Source organism: Haladaptatus ordinarius (genome assembly GCF_054177595.1).
Genome location: NZ_JBPEHH010000002.1, coordinates 24,995 through 38,385 on the forward strand (window position 1 = coordinate 24,995; position 13,391 = coordinate 38,385).

At 61.5% G+C, this 13,391-nt stretch carries 10 protein-coding genes, 1 tRNA gene and 1 pseudogene; 2 read left to right on the top strand and 10 right to left on the bottom strand.

What is annotated here, in order from left to right:
* Positions 1–120: 120 nt before the first annotated feature.
* The 4 genes from ACR3FF_RS01480 to ACR3FF_RS01495 form a co-directional block, all read right to left on the bottom strand.
* Complete coding sequence (locus ACR3FF_RS01480; RefSeq protein ID WP_458185405.1) at positions 121–2,160, bottom strand: ABC transporter substrate-binding protein; 2,040 nt, start codon at positions 2,158–2,160, stop codon at positions 121–123.
* Between the two features lie 144 nt (positions 2,161–2,304).
* Positions 2,305–2,580, bottom strand: a complete 276-nt coding sequence (locus tag ACR3FF_RS01485) for a hypothetical protein (protein ID WP_458185406.1) — start codon at positions 2,578–2,580, stop codon at positions 2,305–2,307.
* Between the two features lie 56 nt (positions 2,581–2,636).
* Complete coding sequence (locus tag ACR3FF_RS01490; protein WP_458185408.1) at positions 2,637–3,320, bottom strand: type 1 glutamine amidotransferase domain-containing protein; 684 nt, start codon at positions 3,318–3,320, stop codon at positions 2,637–2,639.
* A gap of 112 nt (positions 3,321–3,432) precedes the next feature.
* A tRNA-Met gene (locus ACR3FF_RS01495) sits at positions 3,433–3,507 on the bottom strand.
* A gap of 149 nt (positions 3,508–3,656) precedes the next feature.
* On the opposite strand from ACR3FF_RS01495, the gene ACR3FF_RS01500 reads away from it, so the two are divergent.
* The gene (locus ACR3FF_RS01500; RefSeq protein ID WP_458185410.1) at positions 3,657–5,912 is read left to right on the top strand and encodes a DUF2298 domain-containing protein; all 2,256 of its coding nucleotides are present in this window, start codon (positions 3,657–3,659) and stop codon (positions 5,910–5,912) included.
* On the opposite strand, the gene ACR3FF_RS01505 is transcribed toward ACR3FF_RS01500, so the two are convergent.
* Positions 5,909–6,727, bottom strand: a complete 819-nt coding sequence (locus ACR3FF_RS01505; protein WP_458185411.1) for a nucleoside phosphorylase — start codon at positions 6,725–6,727, stop codon at positions 5,909–5,911. The genes ACR3FF_RS01500 and ACR3FF_RS01505 overlap by 4 nt on opposite strands.
* 455 nt (positions 6,728–7,182) lie before the next feature.
* Between ACR3FF_RS01505 and ACR3FF_RS01510 the strand changes: the two are divergent.
* A pseudogene (locus ACR3FF_RS01510) lies at positions 7,183–7,470 on the top strand (zinc ribbon domain-containing protein); the annotation flags it as partial.
* 76 nt (positions 7,471–7,546) lie between these two features.
* Here ACR3FF_RS01510 and cdd read toward each other — a convergent pair.
* The 5 genes from cdd to ACR3FF_RS01535 all read right to left on the bottom strand — a co-directional run bounded on the left by cdd (position 7,547) and on the right by ACR3FF_RS01535 (position 13,378).
* Positions 7,547–7,933, bottom strand: a complete 387-nt coding sequence (cdd, locus tag ACR3FF_RS01515; protein WP_458185412.1) for a cytidine deaminase — start codon at positions 7,931–7,933, stop codon at positions 7,547–7,549.
* A gap of 438 nt (positions 7,934–8,371) precedes the next feature.
* A complete protein-coding gene (locus ACR3FF_RS01520; RefSeq protein WP_458185414.1) occupies positions 8,372–9,421 on the bottom strand; it encodes an ABC transporter permease in 1,050 nt (349 codons plus the stop codon).
* Positions 9,414–10,586, bottom strand: coding sequence for an ABC transporter permease (locus tag ACR3FF_RS01525; RefSeq protein WP_458185416.1), 1,173 nt, complete (start codon positions 10,584–10,586; stop codon positions 9,414–9,416). The genes ACR3FF_RS01520 and ACR3FF_RS01525 overlap by 8 nt, the downstream gene beginning before the upstream one ends.
* Positions 10,583–12,166: an ABC transporter ATP-binding protein gene (locus ACR3FF_RS01530; RefSeq protein ID WP_458185418.1), complete on the bottom strand. Its 1,584-nt coding sequence runs from the start codon at positions 12,164–12,166 to the stop codon at positions 10,583–10,585. Before ACR3FF_RS01530 ends, ACR3FF_RS01525 begins: the two co-directional genes overlap by 4 nt.
* A gap of 141 nt (positions 12,167–12,307) precedes the next feature.
* On the bottom strand, positions 12,308–13,378 hold the full coding sequence (locus ACR3FF_RS01535) for a BMP family lipoprotein (protein ID WP_458185419.1): 1,071 nt from the start codon (positions 13,376–13,378) through the stop codon (positions 12,308–12,310).
* Positions 13,379–13,391 lie beyond the last annotated feature (13 nt).

A 13,391-nucleotide genomic window follows, 5' to 3' on the forward strand; every position in this document is an offset into this window, starting at 1 on the left:
CTTGCATGGTACACATTCATTATCAATGTGGTGATTCTCATATCGTTCCGGTCCCAAATCGCATCGTCTGCGCCCCTATTGAGCCGCAAAAACTAGCACCAAAAGGTCGTGGTGACCCCGTTACTTCTTGAGGTTCGACTTGAGGAAGACGTTGCCGTACTCGATGTCCCAGTTCTGGAAACCAGGGTCGACGATGTTGTCGACGAAGCCGTCGAATTTCGACGTGTTGACCGGCCATCGGTACTTCTCGTAGTCACGCAGCATGTACGGCATGTCGAGGTAGACCTTCTCGATAGCCTTCGCCCACTTCTTGTTGCGCTTTTTGGGGTCGGTCTCGCCGTACGCGTCCGAGATGAGTTTGTCGGCACTGCCACCGGAGACGCCGTATCCCGTCGAGTTGTAGGCGAACTTCTCGTGGTCGTCGCCCGAGTTCTCCGAGTGGAAGAACGAGTGAATCGACGACCCGTACGGGCTGGTACCGCCCCATCCCATCGGGTAGATGTCGAACTCTTCCGTCTGGTAGACTTTGCCAGTCATCGTGTTGAACGCGACGGGTTCGGTGCGAACCGGGATACCGACTTGCATCAGGTTCTTCGCCCACTGGTCGATGGCTTTCGCCTCCTTGGGCTGTTCGCTCGGCGGGTCGATGAAGATGGTGATGGGGTTGCCGTCCATCATTTCCGGGATGGTGCTGCCATCGACACGGATCTCCTTGTCTGCGCCCGCGTCCTTGAGCACCTTCGTTTTGACCGAACCGAACGTGTAGTCGTACTTGGAACTCGACCGGCTAGCTTTGACGCCAGAGAACGTACCAGGGAAGTCCTGTCCAGCGTAGGTACCTTTCCCGCTGACGACGTTTCCGTCCGTCAGGAACTTGCGAACGGCCTGGACGTCGGGCTCTTTGCCCTCTTTGCCACGGAAGTTGAACGCTTCCGTTTCCGGCGCGGTCAGCAGTTCACCGTCGTAGACGGACTCGGGGCGTACGGCCCGGTATCCGGGGGACTGGGCGTAGTCGCCCTTAATGACGAAGTTGCCCTTCAATGTCTTCACCCAGTAGATGTCGTCGTACATGAACGACATCGCCTGGCGGAGCGTCACGTCGTCAAGCGGTTGACGGCGGCAGTTGAAGCCGTAGTAGGAGAATCCGCTGTCGTACCCCTTGACGAGGCCGAGACCGTCCTGCTTTTTGGCCTGCGGAATCTTCGAGACTTCGAGGCTTCCGTAGTGGGTGTCGATGTCGCCGCGCATGAACGCCTGCGTCATCGGGCCCTGCCCACCGTACACCTTGAAGTTCACGCCGTCGAGGAACGGACCGCCATGGATGAGCGACTGGTGGTCTTTCTGCCACTGCATCCGGTTGAGCGCGTAGGTGTTCTCGATGTAGTCGCGGCGGAACTTGACCTGCATCGAGGTGTCCGGGTTGTACTTGACGAGTTTACCTGGCCCCGTTCCGACGGGCCCCTCGTCGTTTTTCTTCATCGGGTCGTAATTCTTGTAGTTGACGCCCTCCCACTTGTGTTTGGGAATGATGGGTGCACCCTGCAAGATGTCGACGTCCCACGCACCGACCTGTCGCGACAGTTTGATGTGGAAGTCCCAGTCGTTGCTCGCTTCTTCGATCTTCTCGAAGTCGTTCCAGACGGAGAACTCGCCCGGTTCATTGTCGAGCATGAACTGATAGGAGAACAGGACGTCCTCCATCTTGAACTTCTCACCGTCGTTCCACTCCAGGCCCTTCTTTCGGGCGTTGAAGTAGACGTCCGGTTTCTCCTTATCGCCGTTTTTCAGCTCCCAGTCGGTGAAGACGCTCGGTTTGACTTCGAACGTTACCGGGTCGGGAGCCGTCCCGTAGTCGTAAATCGGGTCGAGTGCGACTGCGGAGTACACACTGCCGGATAGCATGATGTTCGGACTGTCAGGAGCCTCTGGAAGACCGTAGCGGAGCGTTCCGCCGGGCTCTATGTTCTCCGGGCTGGCACTGACAGTGCTAACGTCATCCGTCGTTGTCGAACCGGTCCCATCACCGGTGGTGGTCGTCCCTTCGTCGTCCTGCTGGCCTGAACAGCCAGCGAGTGAGAGAGCAACGGCACCAGCACCGCTTGCCTTCAAAAAGTTCCTTCGGCTATCATCGGTACCACTTCGGTTGCGTCGCCGTGGCATACCAAAGACTTGTACAAGATGTATTTAAAGCTACTGGTTGCCAGAAGCTTTTAGTTTTAGAGGTTCATAGAAGGCGATAGTGGTTCTAAAGCAGGATGAGTTACAGATAGTAGTATGACATATCTGTTGGTGTAACTTTCGTTCTCATCTGTCGACAGCTTCTCTAGCGAGCATTCCGTAGTAGACTACACCAGCAATCGCCGTCGTCCCCAACAGGAGATGAGATTCTGCAGAGAGCGTCGTTCGGTTCGGGTACGTCTGTGCCCACACGACGCTCAGTCCCGACCACAGCGAAGCGAGAAAGAATCCGGCAGTCAGCAACCAGAGCCCCGTCTCCCGTCGGCCCGAGTGTATCACGACGACGGCGATGGACATCGTAACCCCTGCCAGAATCGCCAGTACACCGCGCGTCCCTACCATTCGTTATTACTGGGAACGACGACGGTATAAAATTCTCGTTTTCACTATCAGCCTGCTTACTCGACGCCGAGCGCGTCGAGAAGTGTCGTCGCCGCCTCGTGAGACGACCCCGGCCCACGTCCGGTAATCAGGTCGCCGTCCGTCCGGACACTCGTGTCCGCGTCGAGTTGTGCATCCCAGTTTCCGCCCGCTGCGGTCACTTCGTCCTCGACCCAGTAGGGGAGTTTTCGGCCGTCCGGCATGCAGTCGTCCTCGTCCACGATGCCTTTCTCCCATTCGTTCGGGAATCCCGTCACGTCGCGCCCCGCGACGAGGAACTCACCGTCGCTGTTTCGCGTGAACGCCAGCAGTCCAGTCGCGTGACAGACGGCGAGTGCTTTCTTCTCGCCCGTCTCCACTGCGTCGCGGAGCAACGCGCGGGCGTGTCTGTCCTGATTTACGTCCCACTCCGTCCCGTGACCGCCGGGGAACACCACGGCGTCGTACTCGTCCATGCTCGTTTTCGCCAGTGGAGTCGGGTTCTGGAGCCGCGGGTCGTTCTCGTCGGCCTCGCGGACTCGTTCTGCGGTCTCCTCGCCGACGTTTTCCGGGTCTGTCGACCGCTCGTCTACGACGGGCTTCGAACCGCTCGGCGTCGCGACGGTTATCTCGACGCCCGCGTCCGAAAGCGTCTGAAGCGGCACGATACACTCTTCTCCCCAGTAGCCTTCTTCACTGACCACGAACAGCGTGGAAGTCATACAATCGCTATCGTGGTTCACAATCAATAAATCGCGTGGCCTCGGCAAGCTGTCGAATTCCGTACTCTCTCGTCGTTCTAATAGGACGACTACCCATTCGATAGTGTAAAAGTAGCGGGAGGTAGATTTGAACTACCGATCTGCGGGTTATGAGCCCGCCGGAATCTCCTGGCTATCCCATCCCGCTACTATCTCGTACTGCCGTTCACTAGTTAAGGATTGTGATTCAACCGCCGTATGTGAGTTCCTCCCTCGAAGCCAGCGACGGAAATTCGTATCGGAAAAGCATCACGACCCCAAGACGTATATCTGTGCAGCGCACGCACCAAACCAGAAATGGAGTTTGCGCTCGTCGCTCTTTGGTTGTTCGTCTACTACGCACTCGCGCTCGCCGGTCTTCCGGTCGCTACGGCGCTATTTTCTCGGTTCCCCGACCGCGGTGCGACGTTCGCGCTGCCCGCCGCTCTCACTGTCGTAACGATAGTGACCTACTGGCTCGGCCAGTTCATGTTCTCGCTCGTCACGGTCGTCGCGGCTCTCGGGGTGCTCGCGTCGCTCACCGTTCTACTGACCAGACGCGACATCGAACTCGATTTGCGAGAGTACGCGGAGGCGATGGTCGTCTTCACCGTCGCGTTCTGTTTTCTCGTCATTATTCGGGCAATCGACCCGGCGCTTCACGCGGGCGGCGGTGAGAAGTTCCTCGACTTCGGTCTCCTGAAGTCACTCGTGCGCGCGCCCGCGCTTCCGCCCGAGGACATGTGGTTCGCCGGGGAACCCGTCCGCTACTACTACGGCGGTCACCTGGTCGCCGCACTCCTGACGAAACTGACGGGGACGGTCCCACGAATCAGCTACAACCTCGCACTCGCGGGGTTCTACGGGATGCTCGTCACCGCCGCCTACGGACTTGCGGGCGCAATCGCCGCCCGACATGGGACGCCTCGGCGTCTCGCCGGCCTGCTGGCAGCGTTCTTCGTCGGCTTCTCTGCGAACGTCTTCACCCCAATTCGATTGGTAGCGAAAACGTTCCCTCGGTCGCTCGCCCAAGCCATCGCGACCCCGCTGGAGATGGAGCCGACCCAACTGCCACTCGTTGCGAAGGAGTTTCACTACTGGGACGCCAGCCGCGTGATGGTCGGGACGATAAACGAGTTTCCGTTCTTCGCGTACCTGAACGGTGACCTGCACGCCCACATGATGGGACAGCCGTTTCTCCTGTTCGTCGCGGCACTCGGGTACGCCGTCTACCGGTCGGAAACTCGCTGGCGTCGAGGGCTCGTTTTCGGCGTCCTCCCGCCGACCGTCGCGTTCGTCAGCACCATCAGCTCGTGGAGTTTCCCGACGGCGCTCGGCGTCGTCTGGCTCGCGCTGACCTTCGCCGACGAACACCCGGCCACGCTCTTTCCGGGCGGCGAACGAATCACGGGAGGGTCGTCGGCAGTCGGGCGCGAACTCGGACGGGTCACGGTTGCGATGGGGACGACGCTCGTTGTCGGGATTCTCTCGCTCGTCTGGGCGGCACCGTTCGTGGCGAATGTCTTGCTCGGTGCGGCGAGCACCAGGAGCATCGAGTTCTTGCCCGACCGGAGTAGCTTCATGGAACTTCTCGTCGTACACGGCGCGTTCCTCGTCGTCTTCGCGCTCTACCTCGGTTCGAACGTCCAGTGGCGAGACAGAGAGGCCACGCAGGTCGGTGTTCTCGGGGGGGTACTGGTAGTGGTCGGATGGCAAGGAGGCATCGCGGCGTTCGCACTGGTCGCCCCCCTCCTCGTCGCTGGCTGGGTGCTCCTCCGACTCGACACAGACCTCGGCTTCGAGACGGTCTTGCTCATCGGGGGCGCTGGCCTGGTCTTACTCGTCGAGTTCGCCTACGTACAGGACAACGCCATCTCCGGGCGATTCAACACCGTTTTCAAAGTGTACATGCAAGTCTGGGTGCTCTGGGCCGTCGCCGCTGGCGTCGCGCTGGCCCGACTCCTGACCGACGCCGTTCCGGACCAACTTTCGGGATTGTTTCTCACACCGCGACAGTGGATGGGTGTGTTCGCCGCGTTCTTGCTGCTGTCGACGTCCGTCTACGGCGTCTTCGCGCTCGGTGAACACGTCGGAACGGACAACCCTATCCACCGCGTGGACGATCCCTCACTCGACGGGTTGGCGTTCGTCGAGACGTTCCGACCGGACGAGGCCGGGGCAATCGCGTGGTTAGACGACCGGGACGGACGACCGCACATCGTCTCCGCGCCGGGGAAGGCCTACCAGTGGAGCAGTCCGGCCGCGTCACTCACCGGTTTACCGACCGTCCTGGGGTGGCCCCAGGAGCGAGCCTACCGGGGCTATCAGGCGTACGCGGAGCGAAAGAACGACGTGAAACTCGTCTACGAGTCGGACACCGAGTGGTGTACTCGGGCACGAACGCTCCAGCGCTACGACGTCCAGTACGTCTACTACGGCCCACAGGAACGCGAGTGGTACGGTCGAACCGGATTCTCTTCCTTCCCGGGCATCGAGCGCGTCCATCGCTCCGGGTCGGTGTCGGTCTACCGCGTGAACCAGTCGGTTATCGACCGACAGGTTGCGGCTTGCTAATCGAGCGAGAGTCCGGGATGCCAGCGGTCGACGCCCGCTTTTGCTTTCCGTTCGTCCATCTCTGCGAGTAACGCCACCGCGAGACTGGCGGTTTCGGCGGCGCGGTGTTCACCCTCGGTTCGGAACTCCCCCGTCTCGCGGTTGGCGTACACCGAACAGACCGCGCCTGCCCGCAGGCCGTAGACGTTCGCGATAGTCAGGATGGCGCTCGCTTCCATCTCGATGTTCTTCACGTTCGCGTTCTTCAGGTGCTCGACCAGTTCGTCGCTCCCTTCCGCGAGGAAGCCCTCGAACCCGGGACGTCCCTGCCCGGCGTAGAAACTGTCCGCACTCATCGTGATGCCGGTGTGGTAGTCGTGGCCGAGTCGCTCGGCCGCGGCGACGAGTGCGGCGACGACTTCGTAATCCGCGACGGCGGGGTAGTCCTCGCGGACGTACTCCTCGCTCGTTCCCTCCTGTCTGACGCCGCCGGTGGTGATGACGAGGTCGCCGACGTCCATCTCCGGTTGAATCGCACCACACGACCCCACGCGGACGAAGGTATCCGCACCGATTCGTGCCAGTTCCTCCACCGCGATGGCGGCAGACGGACTCCCGATTCCCGTCGAAGTGACGCTGATGGGCGTCTCGTCGTAGGTGCCGGTCACGGTTCGGTACTCACGGTGGGAGGCGACTTCCTCCGCCGAGTCCCAGAACTGCGTTATCTTCTCGACGCGCTCGGGGTTGCCCGGCAGGAGGACGGCGTCGGCGACGTCACCCTCACCGACCTCGATGTGGTACTGTACGTCCGCGTTCGGGTCTTCGCTGTCGTCCATACCCGCCACGTCCGTCGCCGCCAAAATAGGTGCTTCGCGTCGTTTCCGTCTTCAGCATAATTCGAGGTGGAGCCTCCAGCCTCAAGGAGTGAACGAAGTGAGCGAGTAGGCCGGAGAGGAAACCGACACAGGATTACACAACCGCAGCACGATGGTTATCTAACTCTCGGATGTTTAAGTAACGTCGAGTTGTAATTTGAAACATGGAGGTGCGTCGAACTGCAGCGGTTAAACTCGCTGTTCCTGACGAGCGGCGCGACGACCTCCACGAATCCGCCCGCCAGTTCCTTTACTGCGCAAACCGTGCGAGCGAGTTCTGTTGGGACGATACAAGCTATAAGAACTGTATCACCGCCAATACAACCGCACGAAACGCGCTCTACAAGGAGTTGCGAGCGGAAACAGATCTTAGCAAATCTCGTTCAAGAATCCATCCGACGTGCCGTGCTGTCGAAGCGAAACAGGTCGCACCGAACCACACGTCTCAACGCTGTTCTCGGACGGATTGTGGATTCACACACGAAGACAACCGCGACGGTGAACACTTCCATTGTTTGAAGTGCGGCTATGAAGTGAATGCGGACTACAACGCGGCGAAAAACATCGGGCTCCGGTCTGCTCGAAAGCGACACCACAGACTCCGTTCCTCGCCCAAGTCGGGGAGCGTAGACGCACCAGTAGACGTGTGTGTGAATGGTGGGATGGTGAACGCCAAGAGTCACCGGCCGATTGCTGGTGACTGATTGCCGGGAGTCCACATCAAAGCCCCACCCTCCGGGAGCGAGCGGGGGATCCCGTGAGTGAGCAGGGTGGGGTAGTTTACTCGAGCATCTCTTCGGTAATCGTGTTCGGGAGCAACTCGCCGAGCGTGTACTCGGCCACGCCCTCACCGTCGTCACAGACGATCACGAAGTCGTCATCACAGAACTCCGCGAGCGTCTGGCGGCACATCCCGCAGGGGGTTACGCCGTCGCGCCGGGCGGAGCTCACCGCGATTCGGTCGAACTGTCGGTGGCCCGATTTGACCGCCTCCGCGATAGCCACCTCCTCCGCGTGGAGCGAATTGCTGTAGTTGGCGTTCTCGATGTTACAGCCGACGTACACCTCCCCGTCTGCGGTTCGAAGCGCCGCACCAACCGGGTAATCCGAGTAAGGGACGTGTGCGCGTTCCTGTACGCTGCGTGCCTGCTCTACGAGTTCGTCCATACGAGGAGAGTGCGTGACAGAGGGTCAAATAAAACGCGGAGCGATTCCGGCGGCTGTGCGGATTGCCGGCGACTGGCCGAACGGGACTCGAGTTCGACGACGTCGAAACTAACTGGGTCGATTTTCTCAGTGCTTCGCGCGTGCGAAAGAGAACATACCGCACTTACGCGAGCGGCGAGTGAAGAGGACGGGATCGGGCGTCGGTACGGTGTGTCACGTCGCGGACGACGGGTGAACGACGCGAGATGTCTCGCCGAAACTTTTTGTACCAGAACGCAACCAGAATCGCCGTGTTTCGACGCCTGTTCGTTTCGGTCGTCGTCTGGCTGTTCGTCTCGGAACGCCGACGGAGCCGAGGACACCGACTGCGCTCGAGAAGACGACCGAACCACCGCACGGAGAGAGGCCATCGGTCGTCACGACCGACCGCCCACCGCCTCAGTCCTCGCCGGATTCGTAGTGGTCGCCTGCCGCGTCCGGAGTGCGGGTCCGCCCGACGAGCGCGAGGACGACGATGACGACGACGTACGGCACGAGACGGACGAGCGTCTGTGAGACGTCGAATCCGAGGGTCTGAAGCCGTATCTCCAGTGCGGAGAGCGCCGCGAACAGCAGCGACGCGCCGAACGCCCCAAGCGGGTTGTAATTCCCGAACAGGTACGCCGTGATGCCGATCCAGCCCCGACCGTCCACCATGGTTGCGCCGCTGCCGATGAACTGTCCCAGCGACAGGGAGAGTCCGGCACCGCCGATACCGCAGAGGAGACCCGAGAGCAGAACGCTGGCGTATCGCACCCGGCGCACGTCCACACCGGCCGTGTCCAGCGCCTGCGGATTTTCGCCGCTGGCGCGAACCCATCGGCCGAACGGCGTACCCTGGAGCACGTACCACGACAGTGGCACTGCCACCAGGAGCATGTACACGGTCGGATTGGCGTCAAAGAACACCGGTCCGAGCACCGGAATCTCGACCAGTCCTGGAATCACCCAGTTCGACAGCGACGGCACCGTATCGCTGGTGGTGCTTCCCCAGATGATACGACTGGCGAACGGCGCGAGTCCGAGCGCGATGAGCCACACCGCCAGTCCCGCGATAATCTGGTCGGCCTTCAGGTCGATGGTGACGATAGCAAACAGGAGTGCGAACACGGTGCTGACGACGACAGCCGCCAGGAAGCCGAGCCACGCGGCCGTCGACGGGGAGACGAATCCGGTCGATCCCCCGCTGACGGCGATACCGGTGAACGCGGCGATGATGAGCAGCCCTTCGAGACCGATGTTGATGACGCCGCTCTTCTCGGCGAAAATTCCTCCGAGCGCCGCGAAGGCGATGGGGACGGTCACCCGGAGCGACGCGCTGAGGTAGCCGGCGTCGACGATGCCGATGACCGCTGCGACGGGACTCGCCGGGAAGAACATCTCCACGACGAGTGCACCGACCACGAGCAACGCCGCGAGTGCGGCGAGCAGGGCGTGTTTCTTACGCATCGCCGTCACCTCCGCTGTCGCCGTCAACTCCAGATGGGTCACCACCGTCCGCGGCGACGCGTTCGCGGTTCGCAACCCCGAGTCGACCGCCGACCATGCGGAAGAACTCCGGCATGGCGACGAACAGGATGATGAGACCACGGAGAACGCCGATGAGCTGGGGTGGAACGTCCGTCTGGAACCCGACCGTGAGGCCGCCGCTTTTCAGGACGCCGAAGAGGAACGCGGCCGGAATCACCGCGAGCGGGTTGTTCCCTGCGAGGATGGAGACGGTGATGCCGTCGAAGCCGAGCGACGGCGGGGCAATGTACCGCCCTTCGACCATCAGGACGAAGATGGCTCCGGCCACCCCACCGATTGCCCCCGAGAGCGTCATGCTCGTCACGGCCATCCGTTTGGCGTTTACGCCGGCGTACGCCGCGGCTTCCGGCTGGAGACCGCTCGTTCGCAAGTCGTAACCGAACGAGGTGTTCTTGAACAGGTGATAGACGCCGAATGCGAGCGCCAGCGCCCCGAAGAACACGAGCAGTGAGAAGCTCGAACTCGGGTGGAACAGTAACGGTTCGAACATCGCGTAGCCAGGAAGGCTCTCGGTCGCGACCGTCGAACTCACCCGGAAGTAGTTGTTGACGAGGTAGAACGCGATTCCGGTGGCGATGAAGTTGAGCATGATGGTGGTGATGACCTCGTTGGCGTCGGCGTACGCCTTCAGCGCGCCCGGAATCGCCCCGTACACCCCACCCGCTGTGGCTCCGGCCAGCAACCCGAGTGGGATGAGTACGATAGTGCCGACGATACCGGACGGAACCAGTGGGGCGACGTAGATGACGGTCAGCGCCGTCGCCAGAGCGCCGAGCACGAGTTGGCCCTGCGTACCGATGTTGAACAGTCCGGCGCGAAACGACACTGCGACGGCCAGTCCGGTGAACACGAGCAGGGTCATCTGCTGGAGGGTGAGCGCGACGTTGAACGGCGTTCCGACCGCGCCGTAGAACAGGTAAACGTATACGAGTAGCGGGTTGTAGCCTGACGCCACGAGCAACACCGCACCGACGAGAAGTGCTGCGATCAGTGCCGCGACGCTCAGTGCCAGCCGCTCTACTGCCGACGCGCCCACGAGCCGTTCGAGTCCGGACCTCGCCTGGCTCCAGAGACCGCCGCTCATCGGCGCTCACCGCCAGTGAGTGTACCGCCGTCCGCCGTACGCGCCGCCATCCGGGGCACCGAGTCGGGTTCCTCACCGGCCATCAGCAACCCGAGCTGTTCTTCGGTGACTGTCTCGGGGTCTACCACGTCGACCAACTCACCGGCGTGGACGACGCCGAGACGGTCAGAGAGCTGCTGTACCTCGTCGAGTTTCGAGGAGACGAGCAGGACGGCTTTCCCTTCCTGTCGCAGACCAAGCAGGCGGTCGTGGATGAACTCGATGCTGCCGATATCCACCCCGCGGGTAGGATGGGAGGCGACGACCAGTGAGGGGTCGCGGTTGAACTCCCGGCCGACGACGAACTTCTGCTGGTTGCCACCTGACAACGAGTGCGCTTCGGCGTCCGCGTTTCTCGGGCGCACGTCGTACTCCTCCACGAGACCTTCGGCGTGGTCCCGGGTCGTCTCCCAGTCGATGCCACCACTTCTGGTGTACGGCTCGCTGTGCTGACTGCCGAGCAAACTGTTCTCGACGAGGTCGAACTCCATGACGAGTCCCCGTTCCTGACGGTCTTCGGGGATGTACGCTATCCCGCGTTCGATGTGTTCCTGACGCGAGCGGCGGGTCACGTCCTCCCCGTCGAAGACGACGCTGCCTGCGTCGGGCGTTCGCATCCCCGTGATAGCCTCGACCAGTTCGTTCTGGCCGTTGCCGTCAACTCCCGCGAGGCCGAACACCTCGCCCTCGCGCACGTCGAAGCTCACGTCGGAGACGCGCTCGATACCGGACTCATCGACGATGTCGATATTCTCGACCGAGAGGACCTCGTCGCCGGGAGGGCGGGGCTCCTTTTCGGCTTCCAGGATGACCTCGCGGCCGACCATCAGCTCTGCGAGTTCCTCGCGGGTCGCTGCGGCGGCGTCCACGGTGCCGACGTTCTTGCCGTCGCGGAGGACGGTGATGTCGTCGGCTGCGTGCATCGCCTCACCGAGTTTGTGCGTGATGAAGATGATAGTCTTGCCCTGGTCGGTCAGTTCCTCGAAGACGGCAAACAGGTCCTTGACCTCCTGGGGAGTGAGCACGGCCGTCGGCTCGTCGAGGATGAGGACGTCGGCACCGCGGTACAACGCCTTCAGTATCTCCACGCGCTGCTGGACGCCGACGCTGATGGACTCGACCCTGGCGTCGGCGTCCACGTCGAAGCCGTATCGCTCGCTCAACTCGACCACCTGTTCGCGAGCGCGTTCGTGGTCGACCGCCAGTCCGCCCCACTTCCGCGGCTCGTTGCCGAGGACGATGTTCTCGGTGACGGTCATCGGGTCGACGAGCATGAAGTGTTGATGTATCATGCCGATGCCGACGTCGATTGCGTCCCGAGGTGATTCGAACGCACACGCCTCATCGTCGACCCGAACCGTCCCCTCCTCGGGGCGGTACAGACCGTAGAGGACGTTCATCAGCGTAGTCTTCCCCGCACCGTTCTCGCCGAGTAGCGCGTGAACGGTGCCGTGTTCGACGACGAGGTCGACGTCGTCGTTGGCGACGACTCCGGGGAATCGCTTCGTGATTCCATCGAGATGTACAGTAGGAGTGCTCATAGATGTATGACGACGCGGTCCCCGGCAGTCGGCGCGTACCTCGCCCCGCCGCCGTCCACCGTCTCCGGCGGTCCGGCGACTGCGTGTGCCGACCCTCGTCGACAGCGCCGTCCAGGAGCCACGTCAGATTCAAGTGTGTTCTTAGACGTTCTTCGGGTCCGTCGGCACCGAGATGTCGCCGTCGACGATGGCTTTCTTCGACTCTTTTAACTTCGAGGTCATCTGTTTCGGGATCTTGCCGGTGAACTTCTGCCCGATGACGGCTTCGACCCCGTCTTTCTGCAGGCCGAGGGCGTGCGTTTTGCCACCCTCGAAACTGTCTTCGGCGACGTTCTTCACCGATTTGTAGACGGCGGTGTCCACGTGCTTGACCATACTGGCGACGATCCAGTCGGCGTAGGATTTCGCGCTCTTGGACTGGTCCGAGTCCACACCGATGGCGTAGCGACTCCGCTGTTTCGCTGCCTTGAACACACCGTTTCCGGTACCGCCAGCGGCGTGATAGACGACGTCCGCGCCCTCGTCGTACATCGAGAGTGCTATCTCCTTGCCGCGCTGGATGTCACTCCACGACCCCGCGTACGCCGATTTGACCGTGATGTCGCTGTCGACGTGCTTCGCACCGGCCATGAATCCTGCCTCGAACTTCTTGATGAGTGGGTTCTGCTTCCCACCGACGAAGCCGACCACTTTGTCGCCGTTCGTCGAACCGCCGCCCTCGCTGAAGTCGCTCGTCGTCAGCATACCAGCGAGGTGGCCGACCTGGAAGGAGCCCTGGTGTTCTTTGAACACGTAGTTGGAAACGTTGTCCTTCTCGACCGCACTGTCGACCAGCATGAAGTTCCTCTTCGGGAAGTTCTTCGCCGTCTTCTTCAATGCGTCCGTCTGCACGAATCCGATACAACAGATGAGGTCGTACTCGGGACTCTTCTGGGACGCGAACTTGCGCTGGAGCGTCTGGAACTGGCTCGCGTCCTCCGGTTCGACCTCGGAGTACGCGACGTCCAGTTCGTCTTTTGCCTGCTTGACGCCCTTGAACGCCATGTCGTTGAACGAGTTGTCGCCCTTCCCGCCGAGAGCGTACACCATACCGACGTTCGTCTTGTCGCCACCGGAACCAGGGAGTCCTCCGAGACATCCCGCCAGACCGCCGATGCCGAGCGCACCACCAGTTTGTACGAGTCGCCGCCTCCGTTTGTCAACGTTCGTCATCTATGTATAATCC